16 protein-coding genes and 1 riboswitch are annotated in these 19,255 nt (G+C 70.2%); of the genes, 5 read left to right on the top strand and 11 right to left on the bottom strand.

What is annotated here, in order from left to right; all coding sequences use genetic code 11:
- The first annotated feature begins 3 nt into the window (after window positions 1-3).
- Both ACZ4FV_RS11955 and ACZ4FV_RS11950 read left to right on the top strand, forming a co-directional pair.
- Entirely contained in the window at window positions 4-924 is a 921-nt protein-coding gene (locus ACZ4FV_RS11955) for a DMT family transporter (RefSeq protein ID WP_402236009.1), read from the top strand.
- 98 nt (window positions 925-1,022) lie between these two features.
- Window positions 1,023-1,289 carry a hypothetical protein gene (locus ACZ4FV_RS11950; RefSeq protein WP_395864476.1) on the top strand — a complete coding sequence of 89 codons (267 nt, stop codon included), beginning with the start codon at window positions 1,023-1,025 and terminating at the stop codon, window positions 1,287-1,289.
- A 220-nt stretch (window positions 1,290-1,509) separates the two neighbouring features.
- Here the strand turns inward: ACZ4FV_RS11950 and ACZ4FV_RS11945 are convergent, their stop codons facing one another.
- From ACZ4FV_RS11945 to ACZ4FV_RS11920, 6 genes are all read right to left on the bottom strand, one after another.
- On the bottom strand, window positions 1,510-1,926 hold the full coding sequence (locus ACZ4FV_RS11945) for a hypothetical protein (protein WP_465322563.1): 417 nt from the start codon (window positions 1,924-1,926) through the stop codon (window positions 1,510-1,512).
- A 66-nt stretch (window positions 1,927-1,992) separates the two neighbouring features.
- Window positions 1,993-3,336: an ATP-binding protein gene (locus ACZ4FV_RS11940; RefSeq protein WP_395864727.1), complete on the bottom strand. Its 1,344-nt coding sequence runs from the start codon at window positions 3,334-3,336 to the stop codon at window positions 1,993-1,995.
- Window positions 3,337-3,396: 60 nt separating this feature from the next.
- Window positions 3,397-4,908, bottom strand: coding sequence for an SCO6880 family protein (locus ACZ4FV_RS11935; protein WP_402236012.1), 1,512 nt, complete (start codon window positions 4,906-4,908; stop codon window positions 3,397-3,399).
- Window positions 4,908-6,221 carry a hypothetical protein gene (locus ACZ4FV_RS11930; protein ID WP_395864471.1) on the bottom strand — a complete coding sequence of 438 codons (1,314 nt, stop codon included), beginning with the start codon at window positions 6,219-6,221 and terminating at the stop codon, window positions 4,908-4,910. Before ACZ4FV_RS11930 ends, ACZ4FV_RS11935 begins: the two co-directional genes overlap by 1 nt.
- Complete coding sequence (locus tag ACZ4FV_RS11925) at window positions 6,211-7,017, bottom strand: DUF8175 domain-containg protein (protein WP_402236014.1); 807 nt, start codon at window positions 7,015-7,017, stop codon at window positions 6,211-6,213. Before ACZ4FV_RS11925 ends, ACZ4FV_RS11930 begins: the two co-directional genes overlap by 11 nt.
- Window positions 7,018-7,331: 314 nt before the next feature.
- Window positions 7,332-7,640 carry a hypothetical protein gene (locus ACZ4FV_RS11920; RefSeq protein ID WP_395864725.1) on the bottom strand — a complete coding sequence of 103 codons (309 nt, stop codon included), beginning with the start codon at window positions 7,638-7,640 and terminating at the stop codon, window positions 7,332-7,334.
- 233 nt (window positions 7,641-7,873) lie between these two features.
- Here ACZ4FV_RS11920 and ACZ4FV_RS11915 point away from each other — a divergent pair, with 233 nt between their 5' ends.
- On the top strand, window positions 7,874-9,022 hold the full coding sequence (locus tag ACZ4FV_RS11915; RefSeq protein WP_402236017.1) for a C40 family peptidase: 1,149 nt from the start codon (window positions 7,874-7,876) through the stop codon (window positions 9,020-9,022).
- A 119-nt stretch (window positions 9,023-9,141) separates the two neighbouring features.
- Window positions 9,142-11,175, top strand: coding sequence for a PIG-L family deacetylase (locus tag ACZ4FV_RS11910; protein WP_395864465.1), 2,034 nt, complete (start codon window positions 9,142-9,144; stop codon window positions 11,173-11,175).
- A 134-nt stretch (window positions 11,176-11,309) separates the two neighbouring features.
- Here the strand turns inward: ACZ4FV_RS11910 and ACZ4FV_RS11905 are convergent, their stop codons facing one another.
- On the bottom strand, window positions 11,310-12,662 hold the full coding sequence (locus tag ACZ4FV_RS11905) for a transglycosylase family protein (protein WP_465322585.1): 1,353 nt from the start codon (window positions 12,660-12,662) through the stop codon (window positions 11,310-11,312).
- A 5-nt stretch (window positions 12,663-12,667) separates the two neighbouring features.
- Window positions 12,668-12,852, bottom strand: a riboswitch (cyclic di-AMP (ydaO/yuaA leader).
- Window positions 12,853-13,340: 488 nt separating this feature from the next.
- Window positions 13,341-14,309 carry a UDP-glucose 4-epimerase GalE gene (gene galE / locus ACZ4FV_RS11900; protein WP_402236025.1) on the bottom strand — a complete coding sequence of 323 codons (969 nt, stop codon included), beginning with the start codon at window positions 14,307-14,309 and terminating at the stop codon, window positions 13,341-13,343.
- A gap of 205 nt (window positions 14,310-14,514) precedes the next feature.
- Here galE and ACZ4FV_RS11895 point away from each other — a divergent pair, with 205 nt between their 5' ends.
- Entirely contained in the window at window positions 14,515-15,798 is a 1,284-nt protein-coding gene (locus ACZ4FV_RS11895) for an acyltransferase family protein (protein WP_402236028.1), read from the top strand.
- Between the two features lie 33 nt (window positions 15,799-15,831).
- On the opposite strand, the gene ACZ4FV_RS11890 is transcribed toward ACZ4FV_RS11895, so the two are convergent.
- The 3 genes from ACZ4FV_RS11890 to rfbA form a co-directional block, all read right to left on the bottom strand.
- Window positions 15,832-17,421 (bottom strand): hypothetical protein, encoded by a 1,590-nt coding sequence (locus ACZ4FV_RS11890; RefSeq protein ID WP_395864457.1) that lies wholly within the window; start codon window positions 17,419-17,421, stop codon window positions 15,832-15,834.
- A 265-nt stretch (window positions 17,422-17,686) separates the two neighbouring features.
- On the bottom strand, window positions 17,687-18,292 hold the full coding sequence (locus ACZ4FV_RS11885; RefSeq protein ID WP_395864455.1) for a dTDP-4-dehydrorhamnose 3,5-epimerase family protein: 606 nt from the start codon (window positions 18,290-18,292) through the stop codon (window positions 17,687-17,689).
- Window positions 18,293-18,305: 13 nt separating this feature from the next.
- Window positions 18,306-19,202 carry a glucose-1-phosphate thymidylyltransferase RfbA gene (gene rfbA, locus ACZ4FV_RS11880; protein WP_395864453.1) on the bottom strand — a complete coding sequence of 299 codons (897 nt, stop codon included), beginning with the start codon at window positions 19,200-19,202 and terminating at the stop codon, window positions 18,306-18,308.
- Between the last annotated feature and the right edge of the window lie 53 nt (window positions 19,203-19,255).

Here is a 19,255-nt window from a genome sequence, read left to right as displayed (position 1 = left end):
TCCATGTCTGTTCGTACCTTCGTGCACGCTGCCCGGAACACCCGATCCGGGCTCGATCTGTTCGTCCTCGCCGGAGTCCTGTGGGGCACCGGCGGGATCGCCGGCGCGGTCCTGGCCGGCCGCGCCGGCCTGCACCCGGTGGCCATCGCGGCCTACCGGCTGCTCGCCGGCGGTCTGCTGATCACCGGCTACGCGCTGGCCACGGGGCGGCTGCGGGTACGCCGCCCGAGCCGGGCCGAGCTCGCCCGGATCGCGAGCGCCGGCGCGCTGTTCACGGTGTTCCAGGCCGCCTACTTCGCGGCCGTGGTGGCCGGCTCGGTGAGTCTGGCCACGCTCACCACCATGGTCGCGGTACATCTCATGGTCACCGTCGGCACGGCCGTGCGCGAGCGGCGCCGACCCGGCCGGATCGTGCTCGCGAGCCTTGCCGCCGCCGCGCTGGGTCTGGTCCTGCTGCTCGGCACACCCGCGGGCGGCGCGGGCGGCGCGCTCGTCGGTACGGGCTTCGCACTGGTGGCCGCCGGTGGGTTCGCGGTGCTGACCCTGGACTCCCGACCGGCCCTGCCCACGCTCGATCGGGTCGCGGTGACCGGCCTCGGATTCCTCTTCGGGGGTTGTTTGTTGCTGCCCGCGGGGCTGGTGGTCGGGATGACCGTGCCGATGCGCGCCGACGTCCTGGGCGCGGTGGTCTTCCTGGGCGTGCTGCCCACCGGGGCGGCGTATGTGGCCTACTTCACCGCGCTCGGCCGCGCGCACCCGGCCGGCGCCGTCGTGGCGGTGCTGCTCGAGCCGCTGACCGCGACCGTGCTCTCCGCGCTCCTGCGCGGTGAGCGACTCGGTCCGGTGCAACTGCTCGGTGCACTCCTCGTGCTGACCTCGATCGCCGTACACGGACGCGCGGCCGGCCTGCCGGCCCGCGACTGAACCCACGCGGCCCCGTCGGCCCTTCGGGCGGAACCATCCCGAACCACCCGCCCCGCACCCGTTTCTCGGCTAGCGTGCCGGCACACGGAGGAGGTGCCATGAACGTGTCCGAGGATGTGTCCGACGGGGCCGCGTGTTCACCGTTCGACCCGACCGCGCTGCCGGCGACGGGGGGTTACTACAAGAAGCTCCCACCCACGCCGTGCACCTACGAGACGGCGCCGTTACCGGCCGAGGCGGTCGACGGCCACCCGATCGTCTGCAAGAACCGCGCGTGCAAGTACTACCGCAAATCCGACAAGGTGGAATACAAGTCCGGCCCACGCGCCTACCGCTGCGAAGAATGCATGACCTGGACGGACTGAAACCGTCACCCGTCACCGTCACCCGGAGCCGGCGACATCTCGGCCCGGCCGGCGTCCGCGGCCACTCCATGGCATCGACCAGCCAACCGCCGGCCGAGTCCCATCAGGGCCATGCGGCCACGAACATGGTGGGTCGGGCCGATCGCCGGGTGACCGTGCGGCCACGCGGCGACCAGGCCCGGCCACGTTCGGGGGCGTCCTCGACGAGGACGCAAGCGCATCATTCCCCGTCGGGGAGCCGCTGATTCCGTTTCGGGGCCAGTGAATTCGGCGATTGTGCCCGTGCGTTCGCGATCGCGGCCGCCGCCGGCGCACGCGCGGCCCTCGCCGCCATCCGGCGCAACCACCACCGGAACACGCACCCCGCCGCGATCAGGAGGAGCAGCACCACGAAGCCGAAGGACACCCAGAACGCGGTGGGGGTGGGCAACTGCCCCGGCGGGGTGTCCGGCCACGCGCGCGGCAGGTCGTCGGGCGTGCCGAACACCGAGCGCATGGCGAGCGCCGACCGGCGGTAGGTGACCCCGTCCGGCCAGTCCTTGCCGCTCGCCAGCGCGGCCAACCCGGTGGAGAGCCAGATCACCGCGGTGCCCGCGATCAGCAGCAACAGGCCCGCGATCAGCAGACCGTCCGGCACGCCACGCGAGGGCGCCCGGCCCGGCGTGGGCAGGCGCGGTTCCGGCGGTTGTCCGGGCGAGCCCATCTACGCCGCCGGATCGTCGGCCAACGCCGCCTCGGCGCGCACCCGTTCCTCCACCGCGTCCTCGGTCATCGCGCGGTCGGTGTAGACCATCGGCCGCTCGGTGTCGGTGATCAGGTGCTTGACCACCTGTACGTTGCCGTTCACGTCCCACACCGCGATACCCGGGGTCAGCGTCGGGATGATCTCCACCGCCCACCGGGGCAGGCCGAGCACCTTCCCGGTCGCGCGTGCCTCGTCCGACTTCTGCATGTACACGGTTCTGGTCGAGGCCATCTTCAGGATCGCCGACGCCTCCTTGGCCGCCGCGCCGTCCACCACGTCGGAGAGGTGGTGCACGACCGCGACGAAGGACAGACCCAGCCGACGGCCGAACTTGAGCAGGCGCTGGAAGAGTTGGGCCACGAACGGGCTGTTGATGATGTGCCACGCCTCTTCGACCAGGAAGATGCGCTTGACCCGGTCCGGGCGGATCCAGGTGTGCTCCAGCCACACGCCGACGATCGCCATCAGGATCGGCATCGCGATCGAGTTCCGGTCGATGTGCGACAGGTCGAAGATGATCAGCGGCGAGTCCAGGTCGATGCCGTCCGTGGTCGGCCCCTCGAACATGCCCTTGAGGTCGCCGTCGGTGAGCCGGTCCAGGACCAGCGCGACGTCCAGACCCCAGACCCGGACGTCCTTGACGTCCAGGCTGAGCAGTTCGCACGACTCGGGGGTCGGATTGCGCAACGCCTCGACGATGTCCGGGAGGATCGGCTGCCGCCCGTGCACGGTGCGCATCACGTGCGTGTGCGCGGCCTTGAGCGCGTAGCCGGCGCGCTCCTGGAGCGCGTGGCCCATGGCCACCTCGATGATGGTGCGCAACAGCGCCAGTTGGCCGGTGACGGCGATCGCCGGGTCCAGCGGGTTGAGCCGGACCGCGTCGCCGGAGAGGTCGTTGGGGTCCAGTCGGACCGGCTTGACGCCCAACGCCTCGGCGATCAGGTTCCACTCGCCGACGCCGTCCTCGCCCTGCGCGTCCAGGACCACCACTTGGCGGTCGCGAAAACGCAGCTGGCGCAGCACGTAGGTCTTCTCCAGCGCCGACTTGCCGTTCCCGGACTCGCCCAGGACCAGCCAGTGCGGTGCGGGCAGTTGCTGGCCGTAGAGCTGGAAGGGGTCGTAGATGTAGCCCTTGCCGGAGTACACCTCGCGGCCGATGATCACGCCCGAGTCGCCCAGCCCGGGTGCGGCCGTGGGCAGGTAGACCGCCTGGGCCTGGCCGGTGGACGTACGCACCGGCAGCCGCTGGGTCTCGTTGCGGCCGAAGATGATGCCGGAGAAGCCCTGGGTCAACGCGGACATCAGACCTGACACGTGATCACCTCATCCCTTGGTCGCGGCCACTGTCGTGGCCGCCGACGCTCACTTGCGAATGCCCGTCGCGAACGGCAGCGTGTTGACGAACGCGCGGTGCTGCTCGCGGTCGCACCACTCCAGCTTGAGGAAGCACTTGCCCGCCGACGCGCGGATCGTGCGCTTGTCCCGGGAGAGTTGGTCGGGATTGCGCGAGGACACCGTGATGTAGCCGACGATGTTCACTCCCGCCGCGCCGCCCGCCAAGTCCTCGCCGCGCTGGTCGACCCGGCCGGTGTGGGCCATGTCGCGCGGGTCGACCACCCGGTTCATCTTGGCCGCGCGGGCCGCGTCCGCGTCGTCGTTGGTCTTCTCGGTGAGCATGCGCTCGATCGCCACGTCGGTGGGTTCCAGGTCCATCGTGACGGCGACGGTGCGGATCACGTCCGGGGTGTGCACCAGGAGCGGGGCCAGGAAGTTGACGCCGACCGGGGTCAGCGGCCACTCCTTGATCCACGCGGTGGCGTGGCACCACGGTTCGGCCGAATCCGACTCGCGGGTCTTGGCCTCCAGGTAGTTCTGGTGCGTCGCGTCCAGCTCGGCCGGCCACGCGTAGCGCGCCTGCATGCCCTCGAACGCGTCGATCTGGTGCTCGGGGTCGTACATCGAGTGGATCAGCGAGGACAGCCGGGCCTCGTTCAGCGGTTGCCGGACCCGGATGTCCGCCTCGGTCAACCGGGCGCAGACGTCGGTGAGTTCACGTGCCATCACCACGCCGATGCCCTTGTCACCCTTGCCCATCACGTTCGCCTCGGCGGCCAGCTCCCGGGTGTAGTGCATGCACGCGATCAGGTAGGCCCGGTGCTGCTCGGAGGAGGTGGAGACCATCGACTGGAGCTGCTCGTAGGAGTCCTGGACCCACAGCGGCGCCTTGTGGTCGCCGCGCCGGGCCACGTCCTTGGCGTGCGCGTCCGGGTCGGCGGGCAGCGTCCGGGCCAGCACCTGCAACCGGGTGACGAAACCGTCGCCGTTGGCCACGTGCTTGAGCAGCGTGCCGAACCGCTCGACCAGCGCCTCCTGGTCCTCCGAGTCGCGCAGCCCCACACCCGGGCCCTCGATCTCGACGGCGGCGGTGACCGTGCGCCGTTCCAGGTGCAGCAGCACGGTCAGGTCGTCCGGGCCGAACGGCACACTCGACCAGGTCACCCGGCCGACCCCGGGCGGGGCACCGACCGCGACACCCTGGCCGGTCAGCCTGGTGCCCGCCTCGGTGACCGCGGACCGGTACTTCGCGCCGCGCTTGAGCGTGCGCTTGTAGGTGCGGTTGATCTCCCACCACTTGTAGAACGTGCGCTTCTTGTACGGCATGTACACGGCGGCGAACGCGAGCAGTGGGAAGCCGACCAGACCGGCGATGCGGATCACCAGGACGGGCACCAACAGGCCCCACATCAGGGCGAGTCCGCCGGCCGCGATGATCAGGAAGATCTCACCGGGCTCGCGGTTCTTGCCGATGACGGCGGTGGGTTTGGCCTTGCCGATCAGGAAGGTCCGCCGTCGGGCGACCGGTTGCGTAGTCATTACTCTTTACCGTTCCTCGCGTGAGGCGTTGCCGCGGGGTTGGCCGGAGGCGTCGGTGCCGGAGTCGGGGCGCCGCCCGATCCGCCGCCCCTGGTGCCATGGGCCGCAATGCCCGACGATACGGCGTTCGCGGTCACCGGGGCAGAGCCGGAACCGGTCGATCCCCGCGAGGCGTGCGCCTGGATGCCCTGCTTCACGTACGTGGCCGGGCCGTTGACCATGGACGCCGGACCCGCCGACTGCATCGCCTTGCGGCTGCTGTGCAGCGAGGCCATGTCGTCGCCGATGCTGGGGACGAAACGATAGATGAGCACGCTCGCGAAGATGGACAGGAACAGGATCGCCAGGCCCGAGAGCACCGACGAGAACGCGTCGTCCTTGCCGCCGGCGGTGACCGCCGTGGCCAATCCGAGCACGATCACGATCACCGGTTTGGCGAGCAGTACCGCGATCATGATCCCGGCCCAGCGCCGGACGTGGTGCCACATCGCCTTGTCCACCAGACCCGAGTACACCGCCGTGCCCAGGATCGCGCCGACGTACAACATCGCGGCACGGACCAGGAGTTCGACCCACAGCACGGCCGCGGCGGCCATCGAGAGCAAGGACACGAAGATGAGCATCACCGGCCCGCCGCCGAGGTCGCTCGCGGGATCGAGCGCCTTGGAGAAGCCGCCGAGGAACTTGTTGGTGTCCTGTTGGGTACCGGTGGCGATGGCCGCGGTGACCGCGTCGGTCATCGAGACGGCCAGATACAGCATCAGCGGCGTGAACGCGGACGCGATCACCGCGAGCCACAGGTAGCCGACCGCCTCGCTGATCGCGGTGCCGATCGGGACCCCGCGCACGGCGCGCTTGGCGACCGCGAGTATCCACAGGATCAGCGTGAGGAACGTGGACGCGGCGAACACCACCGCGTACTGGCGCAGGAAGCCGGGGTTGGTGAAGTCCACCTGCGTGGTGTCGTTGACCGCGCCGGCGAGCTTGTCGATGATCCAGGTGGCCGCGTCGGCGCAGCCCTTGGCGATCGAGCCGAGCGGGTCGGTGACGGTACCCAGCGTGCCGGTGCCCGGAGCGCTGGGGCCGCCGTTGTTGCAGATGTCCTTGGCGGGGCCGGTGAGCAGGTCGCACTCCGGCTTGCTCGCGGGTGCGCTGGGAGCGGGTGTACCGCCGGGCGGTGTGGTGGCGCCCGGTGTGGGCTCGGCCCACGCGCGGCCGGCGCCGAGCACGACGACGGTCCAGGCCGCGGTCAGTGTCCCGCCGAGGGTCAGGAATCGGTTGCGAAGGCTGCGGCGTTCCCGGTCAGCGTGCATGGCGCAATTCCCCGAACTCCCCGTCGGCCTTGGCGATGTCGTTGGCGCTGGACGGATCCTGTAGCCCGGAGACCGGAGTCGGGCCCTCCTTCTGACTGAACTCGACCAGCTTCCAGTCGCCGTTCACCCACGACAACTTCATCGTGGTGGTGTTCCACGCCTCGGCCACCGGCTTGGTGGAGCCGGGTCCGGCCAGGCCCACCACGCCGACGCTCCAGACCTCGACGGTCGCCGAAGCGGCGGTGAAGACAACGGACTTGGTGCCCATCGGGACGGCCCGACAAACGAAGGTCTGTCCCTTGGGCGGCGAGCCGTCCGGTTGCAGGCCGAATGTCGTGGTCTGCGTGCGGTAGGTCTGGTCGGCGCGCGCGAGCAGACCGTCCCGGACCGCCGGGTCGGTGACCGTGGTGATGATCGCGGTGCGCGGCTGGGCCCGGAACATCCGGTCCGAGCCGAACGCGACGACGAAGTTCGCCGCGGCGGACTGGGCGCCCTCCGCGGTCTGCGGGTAGCCGACCGGCACACCCGACTCGACGCGTTCGGGCAACTGGGCGGCGGACAGCGGTGGTCCGCTCGACGCCTCGGGCGCGGCGGAGGTCTTCGCGGCGTCCCCCGTGGTGGAACCGTCGTCCTCGTCCGAGCGGTTGGCGGCGAACAACAGGGAAACGATCACCACGGCGACCACCACGACCACACCGATCCCGGACAGTATGGGGTTGCGTCTGGGCTCCGGATCCTCCGGTGAGGAGGTGGGTCTGGGCAGCCGGGTACGCGTGACCGGTTCCTCGTCGCTCATGGCCTGTCCCCCTTACCGCGGCAGGCCGGAAGATACGGACGACCCGCGCGCACAACACTGTCCCCGGCGGCGGAGCGCCGCCGGGTTCGGTTGCAGCCGGAACGATCTTCCCAGACGGGAACTCATTCCGGTGGCACCGCGCTGTTGCGTGAACACAGGCTCGATTGTCCGGTAAAGGAACCGGAATTGCTGCTTTGCCTCGAATGCGGAATGGGGCATTCCGGTTTCGGGGCGCACGGCACACCGAAGTGCGCCGCGCCCGGGATGAAACACCACGGGATTCGCCACCTTGGGACGGCAGGGTGCGAATCGGTCTAGATCGCCATTCCGTACACGATCGTGAACAGCGTCCCGAGCGATCCGATGATGAAGACACCGGTCAGGCCGGCGATGATGAGGCCCTTGCCCTGCTCCGCGCTGAACGTGTCGCGCATCGCGGTGGCACCTATGCGCTGCTTCGCCGCGCCCCAGATGGCCAGGGCCAGACAAAGCAGCAGTGCGACGGCCATGATCACCTCGACCATGATCCGGGCCTCCGCCCCCAGCTTCGCGAACGGGCCCCAGTCCGGAGCTATCCCGCCGATGATCGTATTGATGTCGCCATTGCCTTCGCCAAGAAACACGTTGTTCACCGCCCCCGAGGTCGGGCTTTTGGTTGCCTCCGGTCGCATTCGACCGGAGGAGTGGTCGTTCGTTTATTGTGCTGTGGGGAAGCCGATCGGGCTACCACCTCGGCAAGTGTGTCTGCTCACTGTGTGTATCACGGGTGATTGCGCTGAGCAATCGTGGCACGCACAATGTGGACGGAGAGTCCGTCGCGGCCCGTCCAGGCCGCGAAGAATCGGGGGTGCCCGCCATGCGCAAAGCCTGGGTCGCCGGTGGCATCGCGTTCGCGATTCCCTTCGGTCTGGTCGGTCTTCTCACTGTAGGCGTCGGTGCGATGCAATCCGCGTCCGGTACGCAGACCGGCGTGGGCGGCACGATGGCGCTGGCTCCCGGCACGGTGCCCGCCGCGTACGCGGCGGCGATCGACAAGTGGGGGCGGCTCTGCCCGGAGATCTCCCCGGCGCTGCTCGCCGCGCAGCTCTACCAGGAGAGCGGCTTCGACCCGAACGCGGTGAGCAACGTGGGCGCCCAGGGCATCGCCCAGTTCATGCCCACGACGTGGCCGGAGTGGGCCACCGACGGCAACGGGGACGGCAAGTCGAGCCCGTGGGATCCCGCCGACGCCATCCCGGCCGCGGCGCGCTACGACTGCTCGTTGGCCAAATATGTCGCCTCGGTGCCCGGCGACCGCACCAACAACATGCTCGCCGCGTACAACGCGGGCGCGTACCGGGTGATGCAGTACAAGGGCATCCCGCCGTACACCCAGACCCAGGACTACGTGAAGTCGATCCGCTCGCTGGAGCAGAGCTTCGGCGTGGTGCAGGCCCCGCTCCAGCCGATGGCGCAGGCGGCGGGCGCGGTCAACTGGGCGCAGACCAAGCTCGGTACCCCCTACCTGTGGGGCGGTGAGGGCACCGCGGCCGACGGCGGCCGGTTCGACTGCTCGGGGCTGACCCAGGCCGCCTACGAGACGGTGAACATCAAGCTGCCCCGGGTGGCCAACGACCAGTGGAACGCCGGCCGGCACCCCTCACGCGACCAACTCCTGCCCGGCGACCTGGTGTTCTTCGCCACCGACCTGAGCGACCCGCGCAGCATCCACCACGTCGGGATCTACGTGGGCAACGGCCAGATGATCCACGCGCCGTACACCGGCACGGTGATCAAGTTCGGCCCGATCGACAAGCCGGACTACATCGGCGCGACCCGGGTCACGCCCGAGGGCGCGAAGTCGCTGCCGGACCGCAGCCCCGGCTCGGCGAACAACGATTCGGGCGCGGGCAGTCCGGCCGCCGACCCGGGCCGCTCCACCGCGTCGGGCGGCAAGGTGCCGGCCCGACTTCCGGCCGCGGCCGAGCCGCGCGGCGCGGACGCGGGCGGCGCGCGGGCGCGCTGACCGCCGGGGCGCCACGCGATTCCCGCCGGCCGATCGGGCCGTGCCGGGTGCGGGCGGGCGCCGGCGACCGGCGATGATGAGGTCGGTTCGCCCGCGACGGCAGAAAGGTACCGGCCGAGATGGCGATGATCCCCGGCACCGGAAGATTCACCGCGGTGGTCGGCGTCCTGGCGCTGGGCTTCGCGCTCGGGGTGGTGAAGTTGACCGGTCCGTACGGTTCGCCCCCGTACCACGCGCCGACCCGACCGATCGGCATCGAGACCCTGACACCGCGGCCCGGCACGACCGGTGCGGTGATGCAGGTGGTCGCGCACCAGGACGACGACCTCTACTTCATGAACCCCGACGTGGACCGCGCGGTGCGGGCGGGCACGGAAAGCGTCACGGTCTTCCTCACCGCGGGTGAGGCGGACGGGCGCAACGGCCCCGGCGGACGGCCCGATCCCCAGGCGTACGCCGCCGCGCGCAACAACGGCTCACGCGCCGCGTACGCGTTCATGGCGCTCGGGGATCGCGCGGCGCGCTGGGAGCGGCACAGCGTACGGCTGCGCGACGGCGCGCACGCCGAACTCGACCGACTCGTGGACGCCCCGAACATCAAGCTGGTGTTCCTCAACACCCGCAAGGAGGAGGGCATCGGCGCGCACGGGCGGCTGCGCACGTTGTGGAACGGCTCGGAACGCGAACTGGACACGCTGGCCCCGCGGGACGAGCCGGCGGGCGGACCCTACACGTACACCAGGGACGGCCTGATCGACTCGCTCGCGGACCTGATGCGGGCCCAGACGCCGACCGTGGTGCGCACGCTCGACCCGGAGCCGGACCGGCAGCGACACGATGGCGCGCACCCCGTACACGCCGACAACGGTGGTGTCTCGGACCACCAGGACCACACCGCCGCCGCACAGTTCACGTGGGAGGCGCTGCGCCGGTACAACGCCGATCGACCGGCCGCGAGCGCCGCCGCGATCGCCTACCGGGGCTACTACAACGAGCGTTGGCCGCACAATCTGGCGCCGGCGGCGCGCGAGCGCAAGGACGGGATCATCCGGGTGTACGGCTGGACGGACCGGGTGCGTCACTGCCCGGGTCGGGTGGACTGCGGCGACCTCAAGGTGCGGGACACCGCGCCCGGGACCAACTGGCCGCAGAGCACCACCTATCGCTACCCGAACGCGGGAGTGCGCCCGGTGCTCGGCGCGGACGGCCGGCTCACCGCTTGGGCCGTGCTCGGCGGGCGCGTCACCCGGTGGACCCAGGACGCCGTCGGCGGCCCGAACTGGTCCCCGGCGCACTCGATGCCCGGCCCCGGCGACGGCGAACTGGCCCCGGGGCTCGCCGCGGTGCGCATCGCGGACGGCCGGATCGCGGTGTTCGTGCTGCGCATCGGCGGTGCCCGCCGGGCCGATCGGGACCGGTTCGAGATCCTCACGGCGACCGAGACGACGCCCGGCGGCGAACTGGGGCCGTGGCGCGGCCTGGGCAACCCCGACGGCGACGGACGCGGCCCGGGCACACCGGTGGTCGGGGTGGACGGCGCGGGCGGGCTGTACCTGTTCGTGCGCGACCGGGACAAGGGGATCAGCGGCCGTCATCGGCCCGCCGGGAGCGACACGTGGTCGGCGTGGCGGGACCTGGGCGGCGGGGAGATCGTCGAGGGGCCCGGCGCGGTGACCCGCCCGGACGGCCGGGTCGTGGTCTTCGGCACGGCGCGTGAGGGCATTCGCTACTGGGAACCGGTCGGCGAGCGGTCGGGGCCGCCGCGCACGATCGCGGCCGAGCGACCGGCGGGCCCGCCCGCCGTGTCGGTGGGCGCCGACGGCCGGGTGGGTGTCGCCTACCGGCGGGCCGGCACACCGGAGATCGCGAGCGTGGTCGAGGGCGGGCCGAACGGGTGGGTGCCGGCCGACTCGGGAGCCGCGGGCGCGGGTTACGAGGCGTTGAGCCGAGTGCCCCGACCGGACGGCACGACGGCGACGCTGACCCGGGACGCCGACGGCCGGCCGATCGTCCTCGGCGCGTCCGGGGCGCCGGTCGTGCTCGACGAGCGCGCGGTCGCGGTCGATCCCACCGGCGCGCCGGACGGCGCCGGGCACGCGGTGGCCCTGTGGCTCGGTCCGGACGGTGCGCTGCGCACCGCGCGGCTGCCCTGACGGCACCGTCCGGGCACGCGCACCGGTCCGCACATGCGAATCGTCCGCACACGCGCACCGGTTTGAACACGCGAACGGCGGGCGCTCCCTGGAGGGAACGCCCGCCGTTCGATGCAGCGGGTGGAGCGGGTGACTCAGACGCTGACGCCGTGGCTGCGCAGCCAGGTCATCGGGTTGACCGCGGAGCCGTAGTTCGGCGTGGTGCGGACCTCGAAGTGCAGGTGCGGGCCGGTGACGTTGCCGGTCGCGCCGGAGAGCGCGATCTTCTGGCCGGTCTGCACCTTCATCCCGGCCTTGACCGAGATCGAGGACAGGTGCGCGTACTGGGTGTACTTGCCGTCCGCGTGCCGGATGACGACCTCGTTGCCGTACGCGCCGCCCCAACCGGCCGACACGACGGTGCCCGAGGTGACCGCGCGCACCGTGGTGCCGGTCGAGACCGCGAAGTCCTGGCCGGTGTGGCTGCCGCTGGACCAGCGCGAGCCGCCGGAGCCGAAGCTCGCGGTGAGCGTGGCGCCCGAGACCGGGGCGACGTACGAGCCGGAGGCGGTCGTCGTCGATTCGGTCTTGGCGGCCTCGGTCTTGGTGGTCGCGGCCTTCGGAGCCGGCTTGCTCTCCGTCTTGGCCTTCGGAGCCTCGGCCTTGGGGGCCTCGGTCTTCGGCGTCTCGGCCTTCTGCACCTCGACCTTGGGCGCGGCGGCCTCGGTCTTGGTGGTGGTCGGCGCGGCCTTGCCGTCGACCGTGAGCTTCTGGCCCGGGAAGATCAGGTCGGGGTTCTCGCCGACGACGGACTTGTTGGCCTCGTACAGCTTCGGCCAACCGCCGGGCACGTGCGCGGCGTTCGCGATCTTGGAGAGCGTGTCGCCGGTGACCACGACATAGGACGAGGTCGCGGCGGCCGGCTCGGTCTTGGGCGTCTCGGTCTTGGGCGCCTCGGTCTTCGGGGCCTCGGCCTTGGGGGCCTCGGTCTTCGGAGCCTCGGTCTTGACCTCGATCTTCGGCGCGGCGGCCGTCTTCTTCGGGGCCGGCTTGGCGGTCTCGGTCTTGGGAGCGGTCTTCGGCGCGGTCTTGCCGGCCGAGGAGCCGGTGTCGACGTCGGCGGCGGCGCCGCCTCGGGTCAGGCCGGCCTTGACCGAGCACACCGGCCACGCGCCGGGGCCCTGGCCCTTGAGGACCTTCTCGGCGATCGCGATCTGCTGACCCTTGGTCGCCAGGTCGGCGCGGGCGGCGAACTCCGTGCCGCCGAACGCCTTCCAGGTGCTCGCGGTGAACTGCAGGCCGCCGTAGAAGCCGTTTCCGGTGTTGATCTGCCAGTTGCCCGTGCTCTCGCACTGGGCGACCTTGTCCCAGGTGCTCACGGAGGCGGCCTGGGCGGTGCCCGCGCCGATGATCGGCATGGCGACGCCGACTCCGGCGACACCCGCCGCGGCGATCAGACGCGTGGTCCTACTGGTGCTGCGACGGCGATGACGCCCGGTTCCGGACAGCATGGCTGGATCCTCTCCCACGCCTACGAGGTGAGCTGTCGGATTCGGGCCGGAGATCGATAGCCCGGCCACGTCCCGAAGGACATGGCTTCACCCCAAGCCGTTCGCGGCGTCCGATCATCGAGATCGGGGCCGTTCGCGGCGGTTCACCTGTGGTTCCCCCGCTCCTGTCGTGTGGTGCTCGTCAGCCTCCCGAACGGCCGGCGACAGGATTCGGCGTACCGGCGATCGGGGTCCGTGTGGGATACGGACGGATCGAACGCTAAGCAGGCCTCGCCGAAGATCACAAGTCTGTGTCGGATAGACGTCGATTATCCGTTTTGCGGATGAGCGCAATGTAGATGATCCCTTACGGAAAGGACCGTAGTTGGCGTTCCGTGGTGGAAGGGCAGGGAACGCGTGACATCGGCCCTTGGTCACGGCGTACGCCGATCACCCGGGAAAGATCACCTGCGCCCCGTTCGTCACACCCGCATCGCGTGTGGCGTCGCGCGGACCGGGCCCCTGCCCACCGACAGGGGCGTACGCACCCGTGATCGACGTGATTCGGCCCACAGACGAAGCGCATCATGTCCGATTTGCCCCAGGGGGCTTCACTCTGCGTCGTCACGGGATCGCGACGCGACACCGCCCGCGGCGCCGGCTGATGCGCGGCGCCGCGGGCGGTGTGTGCGGGACTCAGCCGCGCTGCGCGCGCCAGCCGGCCCACGCGCTCTCCACCATGTCCGCCGTGTCGTGCCGGGCCTTCCAGCCCAGTTCGGTGGTGATGCGATCGGCGCTCGCGACCACCCGGGCCGGGTCGCCCGCGCGCCGGGGTCGCAGCTCCGGCGCGATGTCGCGCAAACCGGTGACCTCGCGGATGAGTTCCACCATCTCGCGCACCGACGTGCCCTCACCGCGACCGACGTTGAGCACCAGACGCGCGTCCGGGTCGGTGCCGAGCCGACGGGTGGCCGCCACGTGCGCCTCGGCCAGGTCCACCACATGGATGAAGTCGCGCACGCAGGTGCCGTCCGGGGTGTCGTAGTCGTCCCCGAAGATCACCGGCGCCTGATCGGCCGTCAGCTTCTCCAGCACCATCGGCACGAGGTTGAACACCCCCTCGTCCGCGAGCTCCGGCGCGCCCGCGCCCGCGACGTTGAAGTAGCGCAGCGCGGCGTACGAGATGCCGTGCGCGCGCGCCGTGGCCTTGATCATCCACTCGCCGACGAGCTTGCTCTCGCCGTACGGGTTGATCGGCAGGCACGGGGTCTCCTCGTCGACGAGGTCGACGTCGGGCATGCCGTAGACGGCGGCGCTGGAGGAGAACACGACGCGCGTGACGTCGGCCGCGACCATGGCCGCGAGCAGGACGCGCAGACCCTCGACGTTCTCCTCGTAGTAGTAGAGGGGGCGCGCGACCGATTCGGGCACCTGCTTCTTCGCCGCGATGTGCACCACGCCGTCCACGGCGTGCGCCCGGAACGTCTCGTCCAGCAGCGCCCGGTCCAGCACCGAGCCGACCACCAGCGGCACGTTTTCGGGAACCCGTTCGCGCGCGCCCGTGGAGAAGTCGTCGAGGACGACCACATCCTCGCCGGCCGCGAGCAACGCCCGCACGACATGCGTCCCGATGTACCCGGCACCGCCGGTGACAAGCCACTTCATGAGGCGACCCTACCCGGCATCCCGGGTTCGCGGAGGGTGCGCGAATCGCGCGTGGCGACCCCCGCGGCGCCCGCCCTCCAGGGTGCCTGACCCGGGGTCGGGTCGACCGTTACCATGCACAGGATCTCGTGGGCAGGGCGCATATTCGCCCAGGGGGGATCCTGCGTCGCTTCCGGGCGGCCACATCGGGAAGGGCGTAAAGCGCGTGCGACGCGACTTCGGAGTGGGTCGGCAAGGAACGCTGGCCGAACGATTCTCCGGCCGGGACAACAGCATCGGATTGATCCGGCTCCTGCTGGCGACAGCGGTCGTGGTGGCGCACGCGCACATCCTGGGCGGCTTCGGCAAGCATGAGCCGGGCAACGGCTTCACCGGCATGCAGGTCGGCCTCGGCCGGATGTCCGTGTACGGCTTCTTCGTGCTGTCCGGCTTCCTGATCACCCGCAGCGGCATGCGCACCACGACCGGGCGCTACCTGTGGCACCGGATGTTGCGCATCCTGCCCGGTCTGTGGGTCTGCGTGCTGTTCACCGCGCTGGTGGCCGCGCCGATCATGTTCCGTCACCAGCAGGGTTCGCTGGACGGTTTCTGGCGCCATGGCGAAGGCCCGTTCGACTACATCCGCGCGAACTGGTGGACCGGTCTGCGGCAGTTGGACATCTCCAACATCCTGGCCACCGGGAAGAAGGAGGGGCACGCCTTCGACCCCGGCTTCGACGGCGCGCTGTGGTCGCTGAGCTACGAGATGACCTGCTACGTGGTCGTCGCGGCGATGGCCTGGTCCGGCGTGCTGCGCGGATCCCGCCGGTTCGTGCTGCTGGTGACCACCCTGCTGTACGGCTGGATCGTGATGGACCTGGTGAACGCCCCCGGCTGGCGCGGTCCGCAGAACACCAACGGCACCGACATCCACGTGCCGATCCTGAGCGAGTTCATCGGCCCGCTGCACAGCCAGTACCTGATCTACCTGAGCTTCCTGTTCTGCGTCGGCATGCTCTTCCAGCTCTACCAGGAGCGCATCCCGGTCAACGACGTGCTCGGCGTGGTCTCGATCGTCGCGTTGTTCGCGAGCATGCGCTTCGGCGGCTTCTTCGTGATCGGCTTCCCGGCCTTCGCGTACGCGCTGATGTGGCTCGCGGTGCGCCTGCCCAAGCCCTTCCGGGTGGTCGGCCGCAAGCGCGACCTGTCGTACGGCATCTATATCTACGGCTTCGTCGTCGAGCAGTTCCTGGTCGTGCTCGGGTACAACCGACACGGCTTCATGGCCTACCTCGGCCTGTCGCTGGTCGGCACCTTCGTTCTGGCCGCCGCCTCGTGGTACCTGGTGGAGAAGCCCGCGATGCGGTTGAAGGACTGGACCCCGGGCCTGTTCCGGTCCCGGTTGCCGGAGCCCAAGCCCGCCCAAGCCGACACGGCCACCCCGGACACGACGAAGGCGGCGCCGGGTTCCTCGACCTCGACGCCGCCCTCCGTATCGGTGAACCGCTAGGACCGCCCGGCCCTTGGGTCCCGCGGTCCCCGCTCAGCCGTTGTTCGCCCCCGGGGTGTTGCGGACCGGGAGCTTCCACGGCGGGGTGCCCAACCGCTGGCACTTTTGCTTGTTCGCGTAGCGCGGGCACTCGCCGCCGGCCTTCTGCAACTGGTGCGAGCGGTAGGTCAGCGAACCGATGCTCGAGTCGTCCACCGGCATGATGTCGTCGGCGACCGACGAGGCCGCGGTGCCGAACAGCAGGACCATCGCGGCCAGCGCGCCGATCGTGCTCGCCATCCCGGGAGTCGTGCGCCAGCGCGCGCCGACGTGCTTGGGCTCGGCGTCCGTGGCCGGGTCCGCGCGGTGCACGACGAACCGGTTCCACAGCGACTTCAGCCGTTGCGCGGACAGGTGGATCGCCACGCCCACCAGGAGCAGCATCACGTAGGCGAGCTCGATCGAGGTGCGCGGGTAGAGCTGCACCGCCTGGTCCTGGAACATGTGCGACGCGAACCAGAATCGCATCAGCCACGAGCTGGCCAGGCAGGCCACGAGTGCCAGCACCAGCGAGCGCCGCATGCCGAGCGCGAGCGCGACCGCGAGACCCAGCAGCAGGATCAACATGAACACGCCGACGCCGCCGAGCTCGCCGGGCGGCGGCCACATGCCCACCTCGCCGGGCGAGTCGCCGCGCCACATCAGGAAGTACGCGGGGTCGACCTTGGTGTCGAAGTAGAAGTAGTCGTCCTTCTCGCCGCCGCCCTTGAGCAGCAGGTCCTTGATGTACAGGCCGCCGATGATCAGGAACGGGATGATCGTCGCGACCACGAAGACCATCGCCGCCTTGAAGCCGCGTTTCCACGGCAACACCAGCAGACAGGTCACCAGCACACCGGCCGCGGACCAGACGAACCAGCCCGAGTAGGCGATCACCATCACGCCCAGCATCACGCCGAAGGCCACACCGGTGGTCACCCGATCGCGTGTCGTCATCTGCGGTGATCGGCGCAGGACCTGGATGAACTTCGCGATGATCGGCACGAACACGACCAGCACGATCGTGGTGTAGGGCTTGACCGGCTCGTACAGCGGGATCGAGCTGGTCACGCCGATGGCCAGGGCCCACAGCGGCTGGAACCACAGGCGCCAGGCGAGGTAGGCGGCCGGTCCGATCAGCGCCATGATCAGGATCTGCAGGTCCTGGAGGGCGTACGAGGTGTTCCCGTGCCGGAACACCTTCGCCCACAGCGCGAGCAGTTCCGGGAACAGCGGCGGGTACACGCCCGAAGGAATCGACTCGCCCCGGTTGATCGCCCCCGCCCAGTTCGCGAGGGTGCCCACGTCACCGCCGACGCCGTTGATCGGCCACGGCGTGCCGCGCAGGCCGATCGTGGTGCCGCCCGCGACGAAGCCGGTGGCGAGTCCGGCCACGACGGCGCACGAGAGGCGCACGAACAGCGCCTGCAGGTCCGGACCGAACCGCCGGTAGGCGATCACCAGCGCCGCGATGACCAGCAGCGCGATCAGCGTCATCCGCAGTTGCAGCATGGCCAGACCGCTGACCTGGCCGATCCGGTTGATCGGGTTGACCCGGATGTTGCGAGCCCACACGGCGAACACCACCGCGGTGAGTACCGCCACAGCGCCTTCCGCACAGACCAACAGCGGGCGCCGCCACCAGGGCGCCGGCGACGAGGCCGCCGTCGTCGGCAGGGTCTTCGGTGGTGAGGACGTGGGAAGGTCGGGCGACGGGGCGCACTCCACCTGGTATCTCCTTCAATGGGGCCGGGCAAGGGCCTGCCGGTCGACCCGCGGGCGATCACGCGCGGATGGACCGGCAGGACAGGAATCGAGACGTTCACAACCCCGTCGCGGGTTGCGCGTACGGGGCGTCGACCGCGCCGGATCAGGCGCCGACGGAACCGAGCGAGTCGGTGAAGTCCTTGCAGATCGAGTACTGCGGGAGCAGCCCCGAGGAGGTCGCGTCGTCGAACGAAGGGGCCTCGGCGTCCCGGGCGGAGAGCACAGGCGCGTCGGTCTGCCAGTCGATCGCCAACCGGGGATCGAGCGGATGCACGGTGTGTTCCCGCTCGGGGGCGTAGGTGGCCGAGCACAGGTAGACCAGCGTCGCGTCCTCGGACTGCGCGCAGAATCCGTGCCCGATGCCCTCGGAGACGTAGAGCGCCTTGCGCTCGACATCGTCCAGCAACACGCTCTCCCAGCGACCGAACGTCGGGGACCCGACCCGCAGATCGACCACGACGTCGAGCAGGGCGCCGCGCACGCAGGTCAGGTATTTCGCCTGCCCGGGCGGGACGTCGGCGAAGTGCACGCCGCGGACCACGCCGCGAGCCGACACCGACATGTTGGCCTGAGCGAGATCCAGCGGGTGACCCACGACCTTCGCCAGGTGGTCGAACCGGTACCACTCCGTGAACATGCCACGCGGGTCGCCGTGCAGGCGCGGCGTGATCTCCCAGACCCCGTCGATGCTGAGCGGGCGGATATCCATGCGAGCTTCCTCGTCAACGCTTGTCGGGATTGGGGGACAGGCCCTCACCGTAGTCGAGCAGATCGAGCAGGTATTTGCCGTAGCCGCTCTTGAGCAGGGGGGTCGCGATCGCCCGTACCGCGTCCTCGTCGATGAAGCCCGCCCGCCAGGCGGCCTCCTCGATACAGCCGATCTTGAGCCCCTGGCGCTGCTCGATGACCCGGACGAACTCGGACGCCTGGACCATCGAGTCGAAGGTCCCGGTGTCCAGCCACGCCGTGCCGCGATCGAGCAGCGTCACGCTCAGTTCGTCCGCGCGCAGGTAGGCGTCGATGATCTCGGTGATCTCCAACTCGCCGCGTGCGCTGGGCTTGAGGTCGCGAGCGAACTCCACGACCCGGTTGTCGAAGAAATACAGCCCCGGGACCGCGTAACGGGACTTGGGCCGAGTGGGCTTCTCCTCGATGGACAGCGCCCGACCCTCGGCGTCGAACTCCACCACGCCGTAGGCACTCGGGTTCGCGACCGGGCAGGCGAAGACGCGTGCGCCCGTCAGATTCGTGTGGCCGCGCAACTGCCGTCCCAGACCGACACCGTGGAAGATGTTGTCGCCCAGGACGAGGGAGGCCGGTTCGTCGCCGATGAAGTCCGCGCCGAGTACGAAAGCCTGCGCGATTCCCTCGGGCCGCTCCTGCACGGCGTATTCGAGCCGCAGGCCCAGTCGCGACCCGTCCCCGAGCAGACGTCGGAACTGCGGCTGGTCGTGCGGGGTGGTGACGACCAGGATCTCGCGGATGCCGGACATGATCAAAGTGGACAGCGGATAGTAGATCATCGGCTTGTCGAAGACTGGCATGAGTTGCTTCGAGACAGCCTGGGTCAAAGGCCACAGACGGGAGCCGGTGCCACCCGCGAGAAGAATGCCGCGCATGGCGCACACCCTACGTGGTGCGGGTGAACACCAGGTTCGGTCGGATCACGAGT

This window comes from Embleya sp. NPDC025285, from assembly GCF_055558835.1.
Note: the sequence above shows the minus strand (reverse complement) of the source record. Positions and strands in the feature narration are given on the sequence as shown.

Coding starts and splice junctions, on each gene's coding strand:
- ACZ4FV_RS11955 (WP_402236009.1), top strand. CDS start 4: ATGTCTGTTCGTACCTTCGTGCACGCTGCCCGGAACACCCGATCCGGG.
- ACZ4FV_RS11950 (WP_395864476.1), top strand. CDS start 1,023: ATGAACGTGTCCGAGGATGTGTCCGACGGGGCCGCGTGTTCACCGTTC.
- ACZ4FV_RS11940 (WP_395864727.1), bottom strand. CDS start 3,336: ATGTCCGCGTTGACCCAGGGCTTCTCCGGCATCATCTTCGGCCGCAAC.
- ACZ4FV_RS11935 (WP_402236012.1), bottom strand. CDS start 4,908: ATGACTACGCAACCGGTCGCCCGACGGCGGACCTTCCTGATCGGCAAG.
- ACZ4FV_RS11930 (WP_395864471.1), bottom strand. CDS start 6,221: ATGCACGCTGACCGGGAACGCCGCAGCCTTCGCAACCGATTCCTGACC.
- ACZ4FV_RS11925 (WP_402236014.1), bottom strand. CDS start 7,017: ATGAGCGACGAGGAACCGGTCACGCGTACCCGGCTGCCCAGACCCACC.
- ACZ4FV_RS11915 (WP_402236017.1), top strand. CDS start 7,874: ATGCGCAAAGCCTGGGTCGCCGGTGGCATCGCGTTCGCGATTCCCTTC.
- ACZ4FV_RS11910 (WP_395864465.1), top strand. CDS start 9,142: ATGGCGATGATCCCCGGCACCGGAAGATTCACCGCGGTGGTCGGCGTC.
- galE (WP_402236025.1), bottom strand. CDS start 14,309: ATGAAGTGGCTTGTCACCGGCGGTGCCGGGTACATCGGGACGCATGTC.
- ACZ4FV_RS11885 (WP_395864455.1), bottom strand. CDS start 18,292: ATGGATATCCGCCCGCTCAGCATCGACGGGGTCTGGGAGATCACGCCG.
- rfbA (WP_395864453.1), bottom strand. CDS start 19,202: ATGCGCGGCATTCTTCTCGCGGGTGGCACCGGCTCCCGTCTGTGGCCT.